Below are 21133 nucleotides of genomic sequence, written 5' to 3'. Positions count from 1 at the left end.
ATATGCCATTAAATAGAAATATAAAAAAGGTTTTAGTAATAGGTTCAGGTCCAATAATTATAGGTCAAGCTGCGGAGTTTGACTATTCAGGAACTCAAGCTTGTCAGGCTTTAAAGGAAGAAGGCGTAGAGGTTGTACTTATAAACAGCAATCCTGCTACAATAATGACAGATAAAGAAGTAGCAGATAAAGTTTATTTGGAGCCTTTAACTGTAGAATTTGTAGAAAAAGTTATAGCTAAAGAAAGACCAGACAGCCTTCTTGCAGGAATGGGAGGACAAACTGGACTAAATTTAGCTGTAGAGCTTTATGATAAAGGTATAATACAAAAATATGGTGTTAAAGTTATAGGAACTTCTATCGAATCTATAAAAGAGGGAGAAGATAGAGAGCTCTTTAGAAATATGATGAATAGAATAGAGCAACCTGTTATACAAAGTGAAATAATAACTGATATAGAAAGCGGTAGAGCTTTTGCAAATAAAATAGGTTATCCAGTTATAGTAAGACCAGCATATACTCTAGGGGGAACAGGGGGCGGAATAGCTGATAATGAGGAAGAATTAAATGAAATATTAGAATCCGGACTTCAGCTAAGTACTATAGGACAAGTGCTTCTAGAAAAGAGTGTTAAGGGATGGAAAGAAATAGAGTATGAGGTAATGAGAGACAGCTTCGGAAATTGTATTACTGTATGTAATATGGAAAATATAGATCCAGTTGGTATTCATACAGGAGATAGTATAGTAGTTGCACCAAGTCAAACTCTATCAGATAAAGAATATCAAATGCTTAGAAGTGCATCTATAGATATAATAAATGCTGTAGGAATAGAAGGAGGATGTAATGTACAGTTTGCATTAAATCCACATTCCTTTGAATATGCAGTTATAGAAATAAATCCAAGAGTTAGCCGTTCCTCAGCTCTTGCATCAAAGGCAACAGGTTACCCAATAGCTAAGGTAGCAGCTAAAATAGCTTTAGGTTATGGCCTAGATGAAATAAAAAATGCAGTTACACAAATGACTTATGCTTGCTTTGAACCATCACTGGATTATGTGGTAGTTAAAATTCCAAAGTGGCCTTTTGATAAATTCCAGGGAGCAGATAGAGAACTGGGAACAAAAATGATGGCTACAGGAGAAATAATGGCCATAGGAAGTAATTTTGAAGCGGCTTTCTTAAAGGGAATAAGATCTTTAGAAATAGGAAAATATTCTCTAGAACATAAAAAGTTCATAGAATTGAGCATGTCAGAATTAAAGGAAAGAGTTATGTCTCCAGATGATGAGAGAATGTTTGCCTTAGCAGAAATGCTTAGACGTGATTATAGATTAGACAAAATTGCCGAAATAACAGGAATAGATATGTTCTTTATAAACAAGTTCAAATGGATAGTTGAAGAAGAACAAAGATTAAAGCTTAGTAAGATAGGTGATTTAGATAAAGAATGGTTATATAAATTAAAAAGAAAAGGTTTCTCAGATAAAGGAATAGCAGATATGCTTAAAGTATCACCAGATGATGTATATAAGCTTAGAAACATATGGGGAATAAAAGCTGTTTTTAAAATGGTTGATACCTGTGGAGGAGAGTTCGAAGCATTATCACCATACTATTATTCAACCTATGAAACTTATGATGAGGTAGAGGTTTCAGATAAGAAAAAAGTTATAGTTATAGGTTCAGGTCCAATAAGAATAGGGCAAGGTATAGAATTTGACTATGCTTCAGTACACTGTGTAATAGCTCTTAGAAAATTAGGAGTAGAAACTATAATAGTAAATAACAATCCTGAAACAGTGAGTACAGACTTTAATATATCAGATAAATTATATTTTGAACCTCTTACAGAAGAAGATGTATTGAATATAATAGAGAAGGAAAACCCAGATGGAGTAATACTTCAATTTGGAGGACAGACAGCTATTAAGCTTGCCGAATTCCTTAAAGAAAAAAATATAGCAACGCTTGGAACTACTGCAGATCAAATAGATATGGCAGAAGACAGAGAAAAATTTGATGAATTACTTGAAAAATTAGGTATATCAAGACCTAAGGGTAAAGGTGTATGGAATATAGAAGAAGGCTTAGAAGAAGCCAAAAAACTAGGATTTCCAGTGCTTGTAAGACCTTCATATGTAATTGGAGGTCAAGGTATGGAAATAACCTATGATGAAAAAGAACTTGTATATTACCTATCCAATGCCTTCCAGAAGGATAAGAAGAATCCTATACTAATTGACAAATATCTAATGGGAAGAGAAATAGAAGTAGATGCTATATGTGACGGAGAAAATGTATTAATACCAGGAATAATGGAACATTTAGAGAGAGCAGGAGTGCATTCAGGAGACAGTATAACTATGTATCCAAGTCAAAATGTGAGTACTGATATGAAAGCTAAGATATTAGAATATACTAAAAAGCTTGCACTAGGTATAGGCATAAAAGGAATGATAAATATACAGTTCATAGAGTTTAAAGGTGAACTTTATGTTATAGAAGTTAATCCAAGAGCTTCAAGAACTGTTCCATATATAAGTAAGGTAAGTAAAGTTCCGATAGTAGAAATAGCAACTAAAGTAATGCTTGGAGAAAAGCTGAAGGATTTAGGCTATGGAATAGATATTTATAAAGAGCCTGAACTAGTATCTGTAAAAGTGCCTGTATTCTCTACGCAAAAACTACCAAACGTTGAAATATCACTAGGACCTGAAATGAAATCTACAGGAGAAGTATTGGGTGTTGGAAAAACAATAGAAGAAGCCTTATATAAAGGTTTTGTAGGTGCTAATATGTTTACTCATAAAGAAAAAGCTACTATATTGGCAACTGTAAATGATCATGATAAACAAGAATTCCTACCTATGGCAAAACAGCTTCATAAATTAGGAATTAAATTTATTGCAACTTCAAAGACAGCTGAGCTTTTAAGAAATGCAGATATAGAGGTTACAGAAGTTAGAAAACTTGCAGAGGATCATCCTAATATAATAGACGTAGTAAAAAATAAGGAAGTAGATTTAGTAGTCAATACTCCAACTAAGGGAAATGACTCTAAAAGAGATGGATTCCTTATAAGAAGAGCTGCAGTAGAGAGAAATATAGGGGTAATAACAGCTTTAGATACCCTTAAAGCTATGATAGATGTTAAAGCTAAGAATATAAAGAGCAAAAAGTTAGATGTATTTGATCTAGCTAATTAGTGAACTGATTTTATATACAAAATAATTAAATAATAGAATTTACAAATCCTCTTTACACAAAGTTAAAGCCGAGTGGTAAAATTATGTGTAAAGAGGTATTTTTATTTAAAAAGGAGGTCTATTAGAATGTACAGTTTTAATAATGATTACAGTGAAGGAGCTCATCCAAGAATATTAGATGCTTTGGTGCAGTCAAATATGGAGCAAACCGTAGGATATGGTGAAGATAGTTACACCAAAAAAGCAGCTGAAGTTTTAAAACAAAGAATAGAGAAAGAGGATATTGATGTCCACTTATTGGTTGGAGGTACGCAAACAAACCTTACTGTGATTTCAGCTTTCCTAAAACCTTATGAAGCTGCTATCGCCGCAAATACTGGACACATACTGGTACATGAAACAGGAGCTATAGAGGCAACAGGGCATAAGGTAATTTCTATAGAAGTTGAGGATGGAAAGTTAAGACCAGAAGATATAAAACCTGTTTTAGAATTACATAGTGATGAGCATATGGTAAAACCTAAGCTTGTATACATTTCTAATTCTACAGAAATTGGTACTATTTATACTAAGAGTGAATTAGAACAGTTAAGTAAATTCTGCATGGAAAACAAACTTATATTATTCATGGATGGTGCAAGACTAGGCTCAGCACTATGTGCAAAAGAAAATGATATAGAACTTTCAGACTTAGGTAGACTAATGGATGCCTTTTATATTGGTGGGACTAAAAATGGAGCTCTATTTGGAGAGGCTCTTGTTATATGCAAAGATTCCCTTAAAGAGGACTTTAGATTTCATATTAAACAAAAGGGTGCATTACTCGCAAAAGGAAGACTTTTAGGAATACAATTCTTAGAGCTTTTTAAGGATGATTTGTATTTTGATTTAGCGAAGCAAGCAAACAAAACGGCTGATTTATTAAAGGATGGCATAAGTGGAGCTGGATATAAGTTTTTAACATATTCTCCTTCTAATCAGGTGTTTCCGATTTTTCCAAATGAGATAATTGAAAAACTTAAAGAAAAATATTTATTCTCTATTTGGGAAAAAGTAGATGAAAATAATTCTGCTATTCGCCTGGTGACTTCATGGGCAACTAAAGAGGAAAATGCTTTAGAGTTTGTTGAAAATTTGAAAAAATTAGGAATTTATTAGTTGTTTTTAAACGTTTATTGTATATAGAGAACTTTTTTCTGGGTGTTAGAATCAGAGAAAAGTTCTCTATTCTGTTGGAAAAACTATGGTTAAAATAAATCTAAAATTAGTCTGATTTGTATTTACAACTGATTAACTAGATGATAACATTATTGTGAATAATATAGCGAAAAGAGGAATAAGAATGGGCGAAATGTCGAAAAAACAAATAAGTTTGAAAAGCCTAGGGACTAAGATATTTATTGCGATTTTATTGTTTACAATTATACCTTTAACAGCTTTAGGTGGAGCATCCTATTACAAAACTTACAATGTGTTAATGGACAAGTTCCGAAGAGACTCGATGGAGAGCAACTTGCTTCTAAATGATAGCATAGATAATTATTTTAATAGTATGCAAAGACAAGTAAATATGATGGCTACTAACATAAATTTTACGGATATACAGACAAATCCAGAACACACACCTTTTTTAAACTATATGCTTGAAAATATAAAAAGCTCCAATGAAGATTTAAAATCAGTTTATTTTGGAGCCAGTGACAAAAAATTTTATTTATACCCTAAAACTGAATTACCCGCAGACTTTGATCCAACATCTAGACCATGGTACAAGGACGCATTAAATAATAAAGGAAAGAGTGTCGTAAGTGAGGTTTATATAGATACTGGTACTAAAAAACCAGTAATATCTATTTCTAGAGCTGTTGAAAAAAACGGACAGATAGTAGGAGTAGTAGCTGTAGATATAGATTTGAATAAAATGTCAGATAAAATATCTAGCAAACAAATAGGTAAATTAGGATACATAGCAATTACAAACAGTTCGGGTATAGTTATAGCTCATAAAGACAAAAGTTTAATAGGAACAGATTCAATGCTAAAATTAGATTTATGGAAGTCTGTTTCTCAAAATAAAGAAGGGTTTTCAGAATATAAATATAACAATGAACTCAAATATGCAGCTTTTTCTACTAATGAGCTAACTAGATGGAAAGTAATAGCTATAATCCCTAAGTCAGAATTAATCGATGATACAAATTCAATAAGAAATATAACCCTAATAATGGTGTTATTGTCAACTGCGGTTGCAAGCATAATATCCCTATTATTTAGTAAGAGAATATCTAATAATATAAAGAAATTAAAAGAATCTATTAAAAAGGCTGCTGAAGGAGATTTTTCGGATAGAGTTAGCATAGATTCTAAAGATGAAATTGGAGAACTCGCGGAAGATTTTAATAGTATGAAGGAAAATGTGTCTAGATTACTTGAAGATGCCGGTGACTCATCAAAAGAAGTTTTAGACTCAGCTGGTACTTTAGCTAATATGACAGAGCAGACAGCACAGGCCATTGGTCAAATAGCATTAACTGTTGAAGAAATAGCAAGGGGTACTTTGGAACAGGCTAAGAGCTCAGAGGAAGGCTCACAGGAAATAAACCAATTGGCAGAGAGAATAGGTATTATAACGAATTCTACTAAAGATATGGAGAAGGTATCAATAGAGGCTAATGATTTAGGAAATAAGGGACTAGATATAATAACTATTTTAAATGTAAAATCTAAGGATACTGAAAAGGCTACAGACCAAGTAAGTGAAATTGTAGGAGCAGTTAATGAAAGTACAAAGAAAATTAGTTCTATAACTGAAACTATAGCACAGATAACGGAACAAACTAATCTCTTAGCCTTAAATGCAGCCATAGAAGCAGCTAGAGCAGGAGAGGCGGGAAAAGGTTTCTCAGTTGTTGCAGAAGAAATAAGAATGCTTGCAGAACAATCTATGGATTCGGCAAGGGAGATAGACAGTATAATAAAAGAAATTCAAGGAAAGTCCAAACTAGCTGTAGAAGCTATGAATAAAACAGAAGAGGTAGTAGAAAGTCAGAAAAGAGTCGTTAAGGAAGCCGAGGAAGTGTTTAATAAAATAATATTATCCATAGGCTCTCTAAGTAATAAGGTAAAAGAAACGAAAAACTCTACTACAGAAATGAATGCCAATAAACAGTCTGTAGTAGCTCAAATTTACAACATATCTGCTGTAAGTGAAGAAACCGCAGCTTCGACAGAAGAAGTCTCAGCTTCAGTAGAGGAAGTAAATGCTAATATAGAATCTTATCTAAATTATGCAGTAAGGCTTAAAGAGCTTTCAGAACATTTAAAAGAAGAAATAGACAAATTTAAGTTGAATTAAGTAAAAGCGTGGTGAGTAACCACGCTTTTAGGTTTCGACATAAGAGTGTTTTAGACAGCATTTTATTACAAAAATGTGTTTGTATAAATTTTTACATAAGATATAATATATAGTGTTATAGGATTATAAATTTAGTTGTTCTATTTAATACTAAAGTTGTTTTAACTTTAGAACCAGAAAAGTTTAATTAGTTATAGAGGGTAAAAATGATTAATAATATTTCAGAGAAAACTCTTAAGATCATAAGTAGATTTATAGAAAAAAATCTAGGATTAAATTTCACAGAAGAAAGAGGCAATGATGTTATAAGAGCTTTAGCAAATGCTTCAAAGCAAAAAAATATTGATTTAGAAGAATATATTAATTTGATACTTCTAAATCAGTTATCTAATAAAGACATTATTAATTTGGCTACTTGTCTTACTATTGGGGAAACTTATTTCTTTAGAGATAAAAATCTATTTAGAATATTGAGAGAAAATTTGTTTCCAAATATGATAAGGATAAAAGAAAATTTTAGTAGAAGCATGAAAATTTGGAGTGCTGGTTGTTCATCAGGTGAGGAACCTTATTCTATAGCTATATTAATAAAAGAACTTATTCCAGATTATAAGAACTGGAATATTGAAATAATAGCTACTGATATAAATGAAAATTTTCTTAACAAAGCTAGACAGGGAATATACAGCGAATGGTCTTTTAGAGGCACGAATTTAAATTTTAAAAATAGGTATTTTAAAATCATAGACGATAAACACTATAAGATCAACGATGATGTAATGGAGCTTGTGAAGTTTTATAATTTGAATTTAGCTAAGGATACTTATTTATTAGATAATAAGATACTAAATAATATTGATATTATATTTTGTAGGAATGTACTTATGTATTTTAGCGAATCCTTAGCAAACCAAATAATTAAACGGTTTTACAATATAACTGTAGATGGAGGTTGGCTTATAGGAGCACCCACTGAGAATTTATATTTTAATAATTCTTCTTTTACATCAAAAAACATAGAAAATACTTTTTTATATAATAAAAATATTAAACAATCCATATCACTAGAATATAATAGTAAGAATGTATCTTTAGAAACTTTATACTTAAAGCAATATAACAATGCAAAAGATAACAAATATAGTTTATTATTGAAATTAGTAGAAAATGAGATGAAAAAAGATTATAGAAATAATGATATATCACTAGAGCCTACAGCGATAATTTCAGAAATTAAGTCTTATAAAGACAATGATATGAATGCACGAGAGGTTGAAGATTTGTGTCGCTCATTTGCAAATGAGGGGAAACTCTTAGAAGCACTTGAATGGTGCAAAAAGGCAATAGATAAAGATAAGATAAATCCTGTTTATTATCAATTGCTTGCAAACATAGAGCAAGAGTTAGGTAACTTTGGGGAGGCTGTTAAGGCGTTAAAAAAAGCGGTTTTTTTAGATTCAAGCTTTATTATGGCATATTTTAACCTTGGAAACTTAAACTTAAAACAGAAAAAGCTTAAGGAAGCATTTAAAAATTTTGAAAATGTACGAGCATTACTTGAAAACTTTGAGGAAAAAGATATAGTTCCATGTTCAGAAGAGATGACAGTGGGAATGTTAAAGCAAATTATTGATAACGTATCTTATAGCGGAGGTCTATATGGAGAAAGCTAAAATAGAAGAGAATTATATAGAGGTTCTAGAATTTGGGGTGAATACCAGTGAATGTAATGAAAAATATGCGGTGGAAATTCCATATTTAGTTGAGGTACATTCAGTGAAAAGTGTTACTAAGCTTCCTTGTACACCAGCATTTATAATAGGCATAATAAATTTTAGAGGAAAAATAATATCTGTTATAGATATTAGAAATTTCCTAGGCTTTACTACAAAGTTAGTAGAAGTGGATAAGGTAAAAAAAGTTATTGTAGTAAAAGTAAATGACCTAGAATTAGGAATTATAGCAGACAGCATTTTAGCATGTAATTTAATTTCTTTAAGTGAGATACAAAAAAATGTTTTAGCAGCAATGAATTTTAACTCAAAGTATTTTAAAGGCATAACAAGAGCGGGAAGCATTGTTTTAGATATAAAAAATATAATGCTGGATGAAAAGATTATTGTTGATGAGGAAGTAATTTAAGGGAGTGATACATATACTATGATAAAATTAAAATTTATAAATGGATTAAGAACAAAGCTAATTATATGTTTTTTGGTAATTTCTATTATACCAGCTCTTATTATAGCAGGATTAAGTTATAATAATTCAAGAAAATTTTTACAGCAGGATGCTATTCAGCGTTTAAGTTTTGTAAGAGATACAAAGAAAAAAGAAGTAGAAGATTATTTAAATTCTGGTTTAAACAGAGTATCATATATGGCACAGGAACCAATGGCTATAGATGCTATGAACGAGTTAAGTCAAATTCAGGATATTCAAAATAGTAACTATAATAATATATATCAAAAGTATAACCCTGCCTTTGTTGGTTTTGTTAACAAGTTAGAGGCGGGAGATATACTACTTGTAGATTCTAAGACAGGAAATATATTATACTCAACATTGAAAGAATCAGATTATGGGACAAACCTTTTGAATGGACCATATAAAAATACAAATGTGGCAAAGGCCTTTGAAAATGCAAGAAATAGCAGCGATAAAAATTTCGTATGTATTACGGATTATGAGATTTACAGCCCATCTAACAGTAAACCTATTGCATCTATAGCTGCACCAATTTTTAAAGGTAATGAGAATATAGGAGTTTTGATTTTTAAACTAGGAACAAATAAGATAGATGAAATTGTGTCCAATAATAATAAATGGGAGTCTCTAAATATTGGAGAAAGTGGAGAAGTAGTACTGATTGGTTCAGATTATAAAGCAAGAAGTAATACTAGATTTTTAAGTTCGGAAAGCGATGAAAAAATAAAAGCAGCAAAATCTACTATTCTTTTAAAAGAAATAAGAACTAAAGGTGCAGATGAAGTACTAGCTGGTAAGACTAATGTTGAAACTTATGGCGACTATCATAATACTGAGTCTATTGTAGCATATACTCCATTAAATATAGACAGTCTTAAATGGGGAGTTTTAGTTAAAATAAATCAATCTGAAGCTTATGAACCAGTAAATAAATTAAAAATTGCAATGATGTTTATATTAATAGCAGCAGTAGCAGTGATAATCATAGTTTCAGTTGGCATAGCGTCAAATATTGCAAAACCTATGATAAAGATGTCCAAAGTTGCCAATGAAATATCTATGGGAGATTTAAATGTTGATTTACCAGAGGTAAAGCGTTCAGATGAAATTGGAATTTTAACAAACACAATTAGCAATATGATACATAACCTTAGGGAACAAACGAAAGAAATTATTAATGTAGCAAATGTAATCGCATCTTCTGTAAGTCAAATTACTGCTTCTCTTACGCAGGTTACTTCAGGAGCTACGGAGACTTCTTCGGCAGTAAGTGAAACTACAGCAACGGTAGAAGAAGTTAAGCAAACCGTGTATGTATCAAGTGAAAAAACAAAAAATGTTTCGAATAGTGCAAGACAGTCTCTTGAGATATCCAAGGCAGGAGATAAGGCTACAGAGGAAACTTTAGAAGGTATGAATTCTATCAACTTCCAGATGCAGGCGATTGCAGAAAGTATAATAGTTTTAAGTGAACAAAGTCAGAATATAAGTGAACTTATAGAAAGTGTAGACAACATTTCAGAACAGTCTGGTATTTTAGCGGTGAATGCTTCAATCGAAGCAGCTAAAGCAGGAGACCAAGGAAAAGGATTTTCTGTAGTAGCACAGGAAATTAGAAATCTAGCTGAGCAGTCAAAACAGGGAACAAAGCAAGTAAGAAATATTCTAAAAGACATACAGAAGGCTGCAAGTAATGCTGTTATGACAACAGAAAAAGGAATAAAACTTGCTGAAATGGGAATGAAACAGGCCTCAGAAGCAGGAAATGCTATAAGAAAACTTACAGAAAATATAAATATGTCTGCACAAGCCGCTATGCAGATAGAGGCATCTAGTCAACAACAATTAATTGGAATGGATCAGATAGCCATAGCAATGGATGGTATAAATGAGGCGAGTGTTCAAAATGTTGATAGTATGAAGCAGTTGGAGGATGCTGCTAAAAATTTACAAGATATGGGGTATAGGCTTAAGGCACTAACTGAAAAATATCAGGTTTAAAGAAAGAGAGGATAGTAATGAGTACAAATGATGCTGAATTTTTGAAAAGACTTCGTTCAACTTTCAATATAGAGGCACATGATCATTTAAAAAGCATTTTCTTATCATTGCTGGAATTAGAGAATAAATATAATACAGAAGAGCAGACAGCTATAATTGAAACTATATATAGAGAATTTCATAGTTTAAAAGGAGCAGCTAGGGCAGTAAATTTAAGAGAAATAGAAACAATTTGCCATAAACTCGAAAGTATATTTTCCAGCATAAAAAAAGGAAAATTGAATTTAAATACAGAAATGTTTGATAGATTTAATGATGCGGTTAATACCATAGAAGATATTCTTTCATTGCCTGATTACGAGATTAAGGATATTTCCAATATCATAGAGAATTTAGAAAAGATAGAACATAGTGAGGCTGAAAATAGCAGTACAGAAATTATTGATAGAAATAAAGATAAAAGTAGGTATTTTAGTATACCTAAAGAACTTAATGAAAAAGCAATAGATAAAAATATAGTAATAAGCGATAATTTTAATATAAATAATGACATACAAGTACATAAAGATAAAGAAATAAAAATTTTAGATGATAAAAATAATAAGGTTATAAAGGTTCCAAAAGATAAACTAGATTCATTACTTATTCAAGGAGAAGAATTATTGTACGCAAAACTTTCAGCCTTTCAAAGATCTAAGGAGATTAGAAATATAAAAGGATTACTGGATTTGTGGAAAAAGAAAAATGCAAATGAATACATAAGAGAATTGGAGAATAGTGTAGATACTCTGTTGAAATGTGCAGAAAGTGATGCAAAAACTATAGAATTGATGACAGATAGTTTTATAGAAGATATAAAAGATATTATGTTACTCCCATTTTCCTATATAATAGAAATGTTTCCTAAAATGATTAGAGATTTGTCTAAGGAAATTGGAAAAGATATAGAATTTGTAGTTAATGGAATAGAGATAGAAGTTGATAGACGTATCCTTGAAGAAATTAAGCATCCGCTTATGCATATAATTAGAAATTGTATAGATCATGGAATTGAAAAGCCAGAACACAGACATGGAAAACAAACTAAAGGAAAAATAAGTTTAAATATTACTCAAATAAGTAGTGATAGAGTAAAAATTGAAATCTCTGATGATGGAGCAGGAATTGATATTAATGAAATTAAAATGAAGGCTGTTAAGAAGAAATTTTTAACAGAAGAAGAAGCTAGAAATATTGATGATGAAATTGCAAAGATGCTAATTTTTAAATCTAGTTTTTCTACTAGTGATATAATAACTGACATATCAGGAAGAGGCTTGGGACTTGCTATAGTGTACGAAAAGGTACAAAAGCTTAGAGGGTTCTTAGATGTAGTAACTGAAAGACAAAAAGGAACTAAATTTACTATAGTATTGCCGATAACGATGTCTACTAATAGGGGAATACTTATAAGAATTTCAAAGCAAATTTTTTTAATACCCACTGGTAATGTAGAAAAGGTTCTTAGAATAAAGAAGGACGAAATAAGAGTAATAGAAAATAGACCTACAATATTGTTTAATGGATTAATTATACCTATTTTTAATTTAAAGGATGCCTTAGAGATAAGAGATAACAGCAATGAGGATAGTTCGAAAGAAGAGATAATCCTGTTAATAGTTGGCGGTATTGAAAGGAGTATAGCTTTTAGTGCAGATGACATAATAGTAGAGCAAGAGATACTTGTAAAAAGATTTAATAAGCAATTAAAACGAGTTAGGAATATCTCTGGAGCAACTATTTTGGGGTCGGGACAAGTTGTTCCTATATTGAATGTGGAGGATTTAATAAAAACCTGTGTTAAAATTGGAAATAAGTCTTTAGATATTATTAAAGATAAAAATGAAGATGGTGGCGAAAAGAAATCTATTATAGTGGTAGAAGATTCCATTACGTCAAGAACTCTAATAAAAAATATTTTAGAAACTCAAGGATACTTAGTTAAAACTGCAGTAGATGGACTTCAAGGGTGGAACTTATTAAAATCTGAGAGATTTGACCTTGTTATAACGGATGTAGAAATGCCTAAAATGGATGGATTTCAATTAACATCAAAAATAAGAGGCGATAACGAGACAACAGAAATACCTGTTATACTTGTTACCTCTCTTGAATCAAGAGAGGATAAAGAAAGAGGTATAGATGTTGGGGCAAGCGCTTATATTATAAAAAGTGATTTTCAACAAAGTAATTTATTGGAAATTGTAAAAAGATTAATATAATATTATGGATTAGTTATTATAAAGCCTTTATACAGGAGTGAAAAATATGATTAAAGTACTTGTAGTTGATGATTCCCCTCTTATTCAGGAATTAATGATTAATATACTTAATTCTGATAATGATATTCAAGTAATTGGAGTAGTTAATAGTGGAGAAAAAGCGGTTAAATTCTTAGAGAAAAATAAACCGGATATTATAACTATGGATATAAATATGCCTGGAATGAACGGCTTTGAAGCAACAAGAAGAATAATGGAAGTATATCCCACACCTATTATAGTAATAACTGCACTGTTTAATTGTAAAGATGTGGATACAACTTTCCAAGCAATGAAAGCAGGTGCACTTTTTGTTATAGAGAAGCCTATTGTTGCAACGGAAGATGGATTTAGAAGGTCATCTCAGGAAATTATTAATATGGTTAAGATAATGTCAGAAGTAAAGGTTGTAAGAAGAAAATTAAGACCAAAAGATGTTAATACTAAACCTTTAAATAAAGTAAAAAACACCTTGTCCAATATAAGGATAGCAGCCATAGGAGTGTCAACAGGAGGGCCACCTGTACTTCAGAATATTTTTTCTAAAATTCCTGAGAATATTCATATTCCTATACTTGTTGTACAGCATATGGCACCTGGATTTATAAATGAACTTGTAAGTTGGCTTTCACAAACGACTAAACAGCCTATACATGTAGCTACTCAAGGAGAGAAAGCATTACCAGGACATATATATTTTGCTCCAGATGGATTTCATATGGGTATAAGAAGCAATGGACAAATATTTTTAAGTGATACTGAAAAAGAAAATAATCTAAAACCAGCGGTTTCATATTTATTTAAATCTATTGCTAATTATTATGGTAAAGACTCCTTGAATATACTTCTTACAGGTATGGGAAGTGATGGTGCTAGGGAGTTGAAGGTTTTAAGAGATAAAGGAGCTATAACGGTAGCGCAGGATAAAGAAACTTCCGTAGTCTATGGTATGCCAGGGGAAGCAGTAAAACTCAATGCAGCAACCTATGTTTTGTCTCCAGATAAAATAGCAGAGTTATTTGGAAAACTATAATTTAGAATGATTGTTACCTATATAGAGGAGGATAAATACAAGATGTTTGAAAATGTAAAAATTTTAGTTGTTGAGGATAGTATTACACAAGCTGAAAAGCTGAAATTCACTCTGGAAAGTAATAATTACAAAGTAATAATTGCAAATGATGGCTTGCAAGCTTTAGAATATATTGATAGATTTATGCCAGGTTTAGTAATAACGGATATACTTATGCCTAAAATGGACGGATATCAGTTGTGTAAAAAGATAAAGGAGGATAACAGGTTCAAACATATTCCGGTTATTTTATTAACCGCATTGTCAGATCCTATTGATGTTATCACTGGGCTTAAAGCTAAGGCAGACAATTTCATAACCAAGCCATACAATGAAAGTTTTCTACTTTCAAGAATACAACATATGCTCATTAACATGGAACTAAGAAAAAGCAAAGTAAGTGAGATAGGTATTGAAGTATTTTTTGCAGGAGAAAAGCATTTTATCAATTCGGAAAGGATACAAATAGTGGACTTGCTTCTCTCAACTTTTGATAATGCTGTACAGAAAACAAAGGAACTTCAAAATGCAAATAATGAATTAAAAAAGGCTTTTGATACTATAAAGAGACTTGAAAAAAATTATAGGACAGCATTAGAGAGTAATATGGATGCTTTAGTTATACTTAATTATGATAAAGAAATATTCTATTTGAATTCTGCAGCTAAGAGGTTATTTGGTGAAAATTATAGGGATTTAATATTTGATATAGTCGATTTTAATTCTATAGAAAAGTGTGTTAAAGAGGTAGTCATAAATTGTGCAAATGGCAGTAGTATTATTGGAGAAGTGTGTATTTCGGATACAGATTGGGAAGGAAGAGATGCGTATCTTCTATCTGTCAGAGATATAACTGAAAAAGCAGAACTTCGAGAGAGATTAAAAATACAATCTGTAACTGATGAACTTACAGCACTATATAACCGTAGAGGTTTTTTTAATTTAGCTGAATATAAACTTAATTTTGCAAAACGCAATAAGAAGGGAATGCTATTGTTTTTTATTGATATTGATGGTATGAAATATATCAATGATAACTTATCCCATCATGAGGGCGATCTTACTTTAGAAGGCGCTTCAACAATTCTAAGAGAAACCTTCAATGATCAAGACGTTATTGCAAGAATAGGAGGAGATGAGTTTGCAGTTTTATCAATGAATGCAGAGGAAGCAGATATACCAAAACTCACCACCAAGCTTTTAAATAAACAAAGAGAATTTAATAGTACCAAGAAATATTCATTCAATATATCTATGAGTATAGGTGCTGCATATTTTCATCCAGAGAGTGTAACAACTATTAACGAACTAATGAGTAAAGCAGATAGACTAATGTATGAAAATAAAAATCAAAAATCCAGAGGAGAAGATTATATTTTGCAGAACAAGAAATCTCTTTAGTGTGAAGTTTTTAATATGAAATTAATTGTCTACTCTCTTTGTTAGCAAATCCTGTAAACCTAAAATAAGAGAATTCTTTTTAATCAGTGATTTTTCAAGGCCTACAATTTCTTTTTCTAATAAAGCATTTTTGTTATTTATATTTTTAAATTCTTCTTCTAAAGTTTTGATTTCTAATGCTTTGTCTTTTATAATACTACTATACATATTATCTATAGTCTTTTTTCTCTTAAAGAAAGTAATAAAATAATTTATGATAGATATTACTAGTTTTTTTAGAATTTTTAAGTTTCTTATTATGTTTAAATAAATTTTATTCATAACTAACATCTCCCATGAAATTATTTTATACTAATTTTATGTATTAAGACAAGGAGGAAAATATGAGCGAAAAAGATGAATTGTTATCTAAGTTCACAAATAAATATAATGATTTAAAAAATAAAGAAATAAGTGATTTAAACAATAAAAATAGAGAACTCCAGGTCAAAATACAAAAGGGATTAGAAAGATTTAATGAACTCATGTGTTTGCAGAAAAAGATTAAGGAAGAGGAAGAAGAAGCTAATATATCACTTAACTCATTATTAAGGATAGTAGAATCTAGAGGAATAATTTTTAAAATACACAATAAAAATTTTCAGGTTAAAGAATGGGATCACTTAAACATAGAAAAAGTAAATAATTTATATAGAATTATAAGTAAGAAGGGAGAGAGTTTAGATACTCTTGCTTCAAAATATAATGATGCTTTAGATTATATAATAAATAACTACTCTTACAGTATTGTAATTATAAGGATGGATTCTTACTCAATAAAAGCTCAGCTGCGAATTATATAATGATATTTTATTGACGTTATTGTTGTATTGTAGTAATATGGACTTGTAGAGAAACATAACATTTTAAAATTTAATACTATCCCAGGGGGGCTGGTGTTACCAGCTGAGATTAAGAATGCAATTCTTTGACCCTATAACCTGATCTGGGTAATACCAGCGTAGGAAGAGGTTCTGCACATTTTATTGATGTGCATATATTTAAAAAAATATAGGTACAAACCTCTAGTTGGTTTGTACCTTTTTATTTTTGCACTGAGGAGGAAATAAAATGAAATTTTCGGAAAGTCTGTATGAAAACGTTAAGGATATTTGGGAATCCTATTATAATCATCCTTTCGTAAAAGGAATAGGTGACGGTACTTTAGAGGTAGATAAGTTTAAGTTTTATATGATTCAGGATTATATTTATCTTTTAGATTATGCAAAGGTCTATGCCTTAGGAATAGTTAAAGCAGATAGTGAAGAGGTTATGCAGGGTTTTTCCAGTATGGTAGACAGTATATTAAATGGTGAGATGAGTATTCATCGTTCTTATATGAAAAGACTTGGAATCACTGCAGAAGAAATTAAAAACACTAAAGCTTCACTTGACAACATTTCCTATACTAATTATATGCTTGCAGTTTCTCAGATAGGGGGACTAGCAGAGGTTTCAGTTTCATTACTAGCATGTATGTGGAGCTATTTAGAAATTGGAAGAAATTTAAGCAAAAATCCTGGAGCTACAGAGCATGAGTTTTATGGAGAATGGATAAGTGGATATATTTCAAAGGAATATGAGGAATGTACTAAATGGCTTATAGATTTGGTGGATAATCTTGGAGAAGATATATCAGACAAAGAAAAGAAAAAATTAATAGAAGTATTTGTAAATACGAGCAAATATGAATATATGTTTTGGGAAATGTCTTATAACAAGGGGATGTAATTTTTTATGTTGAAATTTTGTGATGTAAACTTTAAATATAAAAATGAGTCTAGAATGCTTATAGAAAATTTAAACTTTCATGTGGATAAAGGTGAATTTGTAAGTATAATAGGTCCAAGTGGTTGTGGGAAGAGCACTATATTTAGACTGATTTCTAGACTTGAACAAGTCTCTAGTGGAGATATTTTTATTAACAATGATAATATTAATAGTTTAAATAAATGTGTAGGATATATGCCTCAAAGTGATTTGCTAATACCATGGAGAACTATATTAGAAAATGCTTCACTGCCTATGGAGATAAGCAGCAAAAATAAGAAAGAGGCTAAAGATAAAGCAGAAGAATTTTTAAAGATTTTTGGCTTAGAAAAATATAAAAATAGTTATCCCAAGGATTTATCTGGAGGTATGAAACAAAGGGTGTCTTTTATTAGAACCTTACTTACTGGAGCTGAGGTTATGCTCTTAGACGAACCTTTTAGTGCACTAGATGCTATAACTAAAATCTCTATGCAGGAATGGCTGCTTGATCAATGGTCTTCACTTAAAAAAACAATATTGTTTATAACTCATGATGTAGAGGAGGCACTATTTTTATCAAATAAAATATTTGTTGTTTCTGAGAAGCCTATAACTAAATTAAAAGAGGTGGAAGTGCCGTTAGGATATCCAAGAGATAGGCATATGTTAAGCAAAGGTGAAATATTGGATATAAAAGAAGAGCTTGTAAGCGAATTGAAACAGAGGGTTGAGCTATGAAAAAATATAAATCATCAATTATAGTAGGAATTATATTTTTTATAATTTGGGAGGGAATTGCAAGATATATAGATGCAATGTATATACTTCCATCACCTAGTAAGATTTTGGAAAAGATTTGGATATTAAGGGAAGACCTATTTCTTATACATCTTCCAGCCACATTGCTAGTCACTTTTATAGGACTTATTCTATCAATAGTTTTAGGAGTAGCTTTAGCTGTAGCAATGAATTTAAGTGAAAGTATAGAAAAGGCAATATATCCGATTGTTGTAGTAACTCAAACTATACCTATTACTGCATTAGCTCCAATATTTGTACTATGGTTTGGGTATAGTATTTGGAGCAAAGTATTGGCCACTGTACTTATGACTTTCTTTCCTATAACCATAAATGTATATGACGGTCTCCGTTCTACTAAAAGAGAGATGGAAGAGCTTTTAATTACTTATGGGGCAAGTAAAAAAGATATTTTTATTAAATTAAAGCTTCCTTCAGCAATGCCATATTTTTTTTCAGCGTTAAAAATAACAGTATCTCTTAGTGTGATAGGTGCTGCCATCAGTGAATGGCTTGGAGCTCAATCGGGACTTGGATATTTCAGCAAAAGAATGATGACTCAATTAGATGGAGCAGCAGTTTTTGCTCCAATTGTAATTTTGTCCTTTGTAACAATAATTCTTGTTGTCATAATTAATATATTAGAAAATAAAATAATAAAATGGAGGAATGAGTAATGAAAAAATTTAAGTATTTATCATTAGTTCTAGTATTTATGTTTTTATTTGTTACAGGCTGTTCAAGTAAACAAGCAGCTAGCAGTAGTACACAAAAATTAGAAGAGGTGGATTTAGTATTAGATTGGTATCCAAATGCAATACATAGTTTCATATATGCAGCTATTGAAAATGGATACTTTAAAGAGGAAGGCTTGAAAGTAAATATTAAATATCCTTCAAATGCAACAGACCCACTAACATTAACAGCTGCAAACAAAGCAACTATAGGCATTTACTATCAACCAGACATAGTAATGGCAAGAGCTAATGAAAAAGTTCCAGTAAAATCTATTGGAGCAATAGTACATACACCATTGAATGTAGTTATAGCTTTAAAAGAAAAAAATATTAATACACCAAAAGACCTGTCAGGAAAGACTATTGGATATTCAGGAAATCCTTTAAATATGGAATATGTTAAAAGTATGATAAAAGCAGATGGAGGAGATCCAAGTTCAATCAAATCAATAGATGTAGGTTTTGAATTACTTTCTTCAATGACAACAAAAAAAGTTGATGCAACTACAGGAGGACTTATAAACCACGAAGTTCCTGTTTTAGAGCATGAAGGACATCCAGTGAACTATTTTGATCCATCTAAATATGGGGTACCTAACTATTATGAAGAAGTCTTCGTTACAAGCGACAAGACTTTAAAAGATAAACCAGAGGTTCTTAAGAAGTTTATGAAGGCTGCTAAAAAAGGATTTGAATTTACCAAGAATAATCCAGACAAATCCTTGAAGATATTATTAAATAACCAGCAAAAGGACAACTTTCCTCTTATAGAAGCTGTAGAAAAACAAAGCATGAATGTACTTCTTCCGAAGATGGAATCAAAGGATGAAGCTTTCTTGTATCAAGATAAGAAGGTTTGGGAAAATAATATAAAATGGCTTCAAGACAAAGGAATGTTAAAGGGAGACGTTAAAGCAGAAGACTGCTATGTAAACTTAGACGAAGCTAAGTAAAATATAGAGAAGTACCGTCGAAAGTTGACTTATCCTCCGAGAGATGTTAGCAAACTTCAGCACTATAAAAACTTTTAATTAATCTAAAGCTCAGTATTTTGAAAATCTAAGAATCTCTGATAAACTCGTACCTCAGACACATCAGAGATTCTTAGATTTTCTAAAATACTTCGCTAAGATTAATTAAAAAGTTTTTATATGTGCCTTCAGTTTTGCTAACACCTCTCTGCGGATAGGTCAACTTTCTAGTTTCATTCTCTATATTTCAGAAAGCTATCTTATACTTCAATCATAGTTGATTATTCTATGGACTAAGACTTATAACAAAAGTATTTAAATGTGCCTTCCAGAATGTCAATATCTCCCTGCGTATAAGTCAAGTGTCTGTTATTAGCCCATGTATAAATCGTTAGCTATAAACATTAGTTTGGTTAAATATCAATCTATTGTTTTTGTGATTAACATGTATTAAGAATATTAATGTTTATAATAGAGAGAATTAAATAGATTTTAACGATTTATATATAGAGCGTTAAAATTGAAGGTAGGCTTGTTTTATAAGCTTTGGACGTGTTCATCTGATTAAATGATTTTAGGACTAGATGAGCAGTCTGTGTGAAATATTTGCAGTTATGAACTTATATGGTATATAATTAACAAATAGATAATTGTAAATAAGTGTGAAATAGAAGATGTTAAAAGGCTTGAAATAAGGTAAAAAATGGATGTAAAAATAAGAAAAGCAACTTTGAATGATGTGAATACAATTAGTAATATATATGCTTTAAGTTGGAAGCATGCCTATAAAGGTATTGTGCCACAGAAATATTTAGATGAATTGAAATCTGATTTTTGGGTCTCATCTTTTGAAAATCGGATAAAAAATAATATAATAACAGCACAACTTATCTGTGAAAATGAATTACCAGTAGGATGTGTTGCCTATGGTAAAGCAAGAGATGATAAATTTGCTGATTGGGGAGAAATAGTGTCTATTTATTTACTTCCAGGCTATTTTGGAAAAGGCTACGGACAAAAATTGTTACAGGCTGCTATAATTGATATGAAAATAAGTGGTTATAAAAGTTGTTATTTATGGGTGTTGAAAGAAAATATTAACGCAAGAAATTTTTATGAATCTAATGGATTTATTTGTAATAATGACGAATGTACTTGTGAAATTATGAAGAAGCAATTAGTTGATGTGCGATATGTTAACAACAATATCCTTTAGCGGAACCAATTTTTAAAAAGAATTCTATGGTATATATATAAAAATTTCAATTATTTATATATATACCATAGAAT

Annotated in this window: 16 protein-coding genes and 1 riboswitch; of the genes, 15 read left to right on the top strand and 1 reads right to left on the bottom strand. The window is 30.8% G+C overall.

From position 1 onward, the window contains the following. The first annotated feature begins 2 nt into the window (after positions 1-2). From carB to I6U48_RS05750, 9 genes are all read left to right on the top strand, one after another. The gene (gene carB, locus I6U48_RS05790) at positions 3-3209 is read left to right on the top strand and encodes a carbamoyl-phosphate synthase large subunit (RefSeq protein ID WP_218319463.1); all 3207 of its coding nucleotides are present in this window, start codon (positions 3-5) and stop codon (positions 3207-3209) included. A 126-nt stretch (positions 3210-3335) separates the two neighbouring features. Then, entirely contained in the window at positions 3336-4367 is a 1032-nt protein-coding gene (locus tag I6U48_RS05785) for a threonine aldolase family protein (protein WP_218319462.1), read from the top strand. Positions 4368-4551: 184 nt separating this feature from the next. After that, positions 4552-6564 carry a methyl-accepting chemotaxis protein gene (locus I6U48_RS05780; protein ID WP_218319461.1) on the top strand — a complete coding sequence of 671 codons (2013 nt, stop codon included), beginning with the start codon at positions 4552-4554 and terminating at the stop codon, positions 6562-6564. Between the two features lie 206 nt (positions 6565-6770). Then, entirely contained in the window at positions 6771-8237 is a 1467-nt protein-coding gene (locus I6U48_RS05775) for a CheR family methyltransferase (RefSeq protein ID WP_218319460.1), read from the top strand. Then, entirely contained in the window at positions 8224-8706 is a 483-nt protein-coding gene (locus I6U48_RS05770; protein ID WP_218319459.1) for a chemotaxis protein CheW, read from the top strand. The genes I6U48_RS05775 and I6U48_RS05770 overlap by 14 nt, the downstream gene beginning before the upstream one ends. Before the next feature lie 18 nt (positions 8707-8724). Next, a complete protein-coding gene (locus I6U48_RS05765; protein ID WP_218319458.1) occupies positions 8725-10773 on the top strand; it encodes a methyl-accepting chemotaxis protein in 2049 nt (682 codons plus the stop codon). Positions 10774-10790: 17 nt separating this feature from the next. Beyond that, complete coding sequence (locus tag I6U48_RS05760) at positions 10791-13034, top strand: hybrid sensor histidine kinase/response regulator (RefSeq protein ID WP_218319457.1); 2244 nt, start codon at positions 10791-10793, stop codon at positions 13032-13034. A 46-nt stretch (positions 13035-13080) separates the two neighbouring features. Then, a complete protein-coding gene (cheB, locus tag I6U48_RS05755) occupies positions 13081-14106 on the top strand; it encodes a chemotaxis-specific protein-glutamate methyltransferase CheB (protein ID WP_218319456.1) in 1026 nt (341 codons plus the stop codon). A 42-nt stretch (positions 14107-14148) separates the two neighbouring features. Continuing rightward, positions 14149-15546, top strand: coding sequence for a diguanylate cyclase (locus I6U48_RS05750; protein ID WP_218319455.1), 1398 nt, complete (start codon positions 14149-14151; stop codon positions 15544-15546). A 21-nt stretch (positions 15547-15567) separates the two neighbouring features. Here I6U48_RS05750 and I6U48_RS05745 read toward each other — a convergent pair whose 3' ends face one another. Beyond that, the gene (locus I6U48_RS05745; protein WP_218319454.1) at positions 15568-15867 is read right to left on the bottom strand and encodes a hypothetical protein; all 300 of its coding nucleotides are present in this window, start codon (positions 15865-15867) and stop codon (positions 15568-15570) included. Positions 15868-15929: 62 nt separating this feature from the next. Between I6U48_RS05745 and I6U48_RS05740 the strand changes: the two genes are divergently transcribed. The 6 genes from I6U48_RS05740 (at position 15930) to I6U48_RS05715 (ending at position 21059) form a co-directional block, all read left to right on the top strand. Then, complete coding sequence (locus I6U48_RS05740; protein ID WP_218319453.1) at positions 15930-16388, top strand: hypothetical protein; 459 nt, start codon at positions 15930-15932, stop codon at positions 16386-16388. Between the two features lie 73 nt (positions 16389-16461). After that, positions 16462-16570: riboswitch (TPP riboswitch) on the top strand. Between the two features lie 86 nt (positions 16571-16656). Beyond that, entirely contained in the window at positions 16657-17316 is a 660-nt protein-coding gene (gene tenA, locus I6U48_RS05735; RefSeq protein ID WP_218319452.1) for a thiaminase II, read from the top strand. A 6-nt stretch (positions 17317-17322) separates the two neighbouring features. After that, positions 17323-18075 carry an ABC transporter ATP-binding protein gene (locus tag I6U48_RS05730; protein ID WP_218319451.1) on the top strand — a complete coding sequence of 251 codons (753 nt, stop codon included), beginning with the start codon at positions 17323-17325 and terminating at the stop codon, positions 18073-18075. Further along, a complete protein-coding gene (locus I6U48_RS05725; RefSeq protein WP_218319450.1) occupies positions 18072-18812 on the top strand; it encodes an ABC transporter permease in 741 nt (246 codons plus the stop codon). Before I6U48_RS05730 ends, I6U48_RS05725 begins: the two co-directional genes overlap by 4 nt. Continuing rightward, positions 18812-19825, top strand: coding sequence for an ABC transporter substrate-binding protein (locus tag I6U48_RS05720; protein WP_218319449.1), 1014 nt, complete (start codon positions 18812-18814; stop codon positions 19823-19825). Before I6U48_RS05725 ends, I6U48_RS05720 begins: the two co-directional genes overlap by 1 nt. Positions 19826-20546: 721 nt before the next feature. Next, positions 20547-21059, top strand: a complete 513-nt coding sequence (locus I6U48_RS05715; RefSeq protein ID WP_218319448.1) for a GNAT family N-acetyltransferase — start codon at positions 20547-20549, stop codon at positions 21057-21059. Positions 21060-21133: the final 74 nt, after the last annotated feature.

Source organism: Clostridium thailandense (assembly GCF_019207025.1).
Lineage (GTDB): Bacteria > Bacillota > Clostridia > Clostridiales > Clostridiaceae > Clostridium_AM > Clostridium_AM thailandense.
The sequence above is the reverse complement of the archived record's forward strand: the minus strand, read 5'-3'. Positions and strand labels throughout refer to the sequence as shown.

What these genes read in the sequence shown, in the direction of transcription:
- carB (WP_218319463.1), top strand. Translation starts at nt 3, where the DNA reads ATGCCATTAAATAGAAATATAAAAAAGGTTTTAGTAATAGGTTCAGGT.
- I6U48_RS05785 (WP_218319462.1), top strand. Translation starts at nt 3,336, where the DNA reads ATGTACAGTTTTAATAATGATTACAGTGAAGGAGCTCATCCAAGAATA.
- I6U48_RS05780 (WP_218319461.1), top strand. Translation starts at nt 4,552, where the DNA reads ATGGGCGAAATGTCGAAAAAACAAATAAGTTTGAAAAGCCTAGGGACT.
- I6U48_RS05775 (WP_218319460.1), top strand. Translation starts at nt 6,771, where the DNA reads ATGATTAATAATATTTCAGAGAAAACTCTTAAGATCATAAGTAGATTT.
- I6U48_RS05770 (WP_218319459.1), top strand. Translation starts at nt 8,224, where the DNA reads ATGGAGAAAGCTAAAATAGAAGAGAATTATATAGAGGTTCTAGAATTT.
- I6U48_RS05765 (WP_218319458.1), top strand. Translation starts at nt 8,725, where the DNA reads ATGATAAAATTAAAATTTATAAATGGATTAAGAACAAAGCTAATTATA.
- I6U48_RS05760 (WP_218319457.1), top strand. Translation starts at nt 10,791, where the DNA reads ATGAGTACAAATGATGCTGAATTTTTGAAAAGACTTCGTTCAACTTTC.
- cheB (WP_218319456.1), top strand. Translation starts at nt 13,081, where the DNA reads ATGATTAAAGTACTTGTAGTTGATGATTCCCCTCTTATTCAGGAATTA.
- I6U48_RS05750 (WP_218319455.1), top strand. Translation starts at nt 14,149, where the DNA reads ATGTTTGAAAATGTAAAAATTTTAGTTGTTGAGGATAGTATTACACAA.
- I6U48_RS05745 (WP_218319454.1), bottom strand. Translation starts at nt 15,867, where the DNA reads ATGAATAAAATTTATTTAAACATAATAAGAAACTTAAAAATTCTAAAA.
- I6U48_RS05740 (WP_218319453.1), top strand. Translation starts at nt 15,930, where the DNA reads ATGAGCGAAAAAGATGAATTGTTATCTAAGTTCACAAATAAATATAAT.
- tenA (WP_218319452.1), top strand. Translation starts at nt 16,657, where the DNA reads ATGAAATTTTCGGAAAGTCTGTATGAAAACGTTAAGGATATTTGGGAA.
- I6U48_RS05730 (WP_218319451.1), top strand. Translation starts at nt 17,323, where the DNA reads ATGTTGAAATTTTGTGATGTAAACTTTAAATATAAAAATGAGTCTAGA.
- I6U48_RS05725 (WP_218319450.1), top strand. Translation starts at nt 18,072, where the DNA reads ATGAAAAAATATAAATCATCAATTATAGTAGGAATTATATTTTTTATA.
- I6U48_RS05720 (WP_218319449.1), top strand. Translation starts at nt 18,812, where the DNA reads ATGAAAAAATTTAAGTATTTATCATTAGTTCTAGTATTTATGTTTTTA.
- I6U48_RS05715 (WP_218319448.1), top strand. Translation starts at nt 20,547, where the DNA reads ATGGATGTAAAAATAAGAAAAGCAACTTTGAATGATGTGAATACAATT.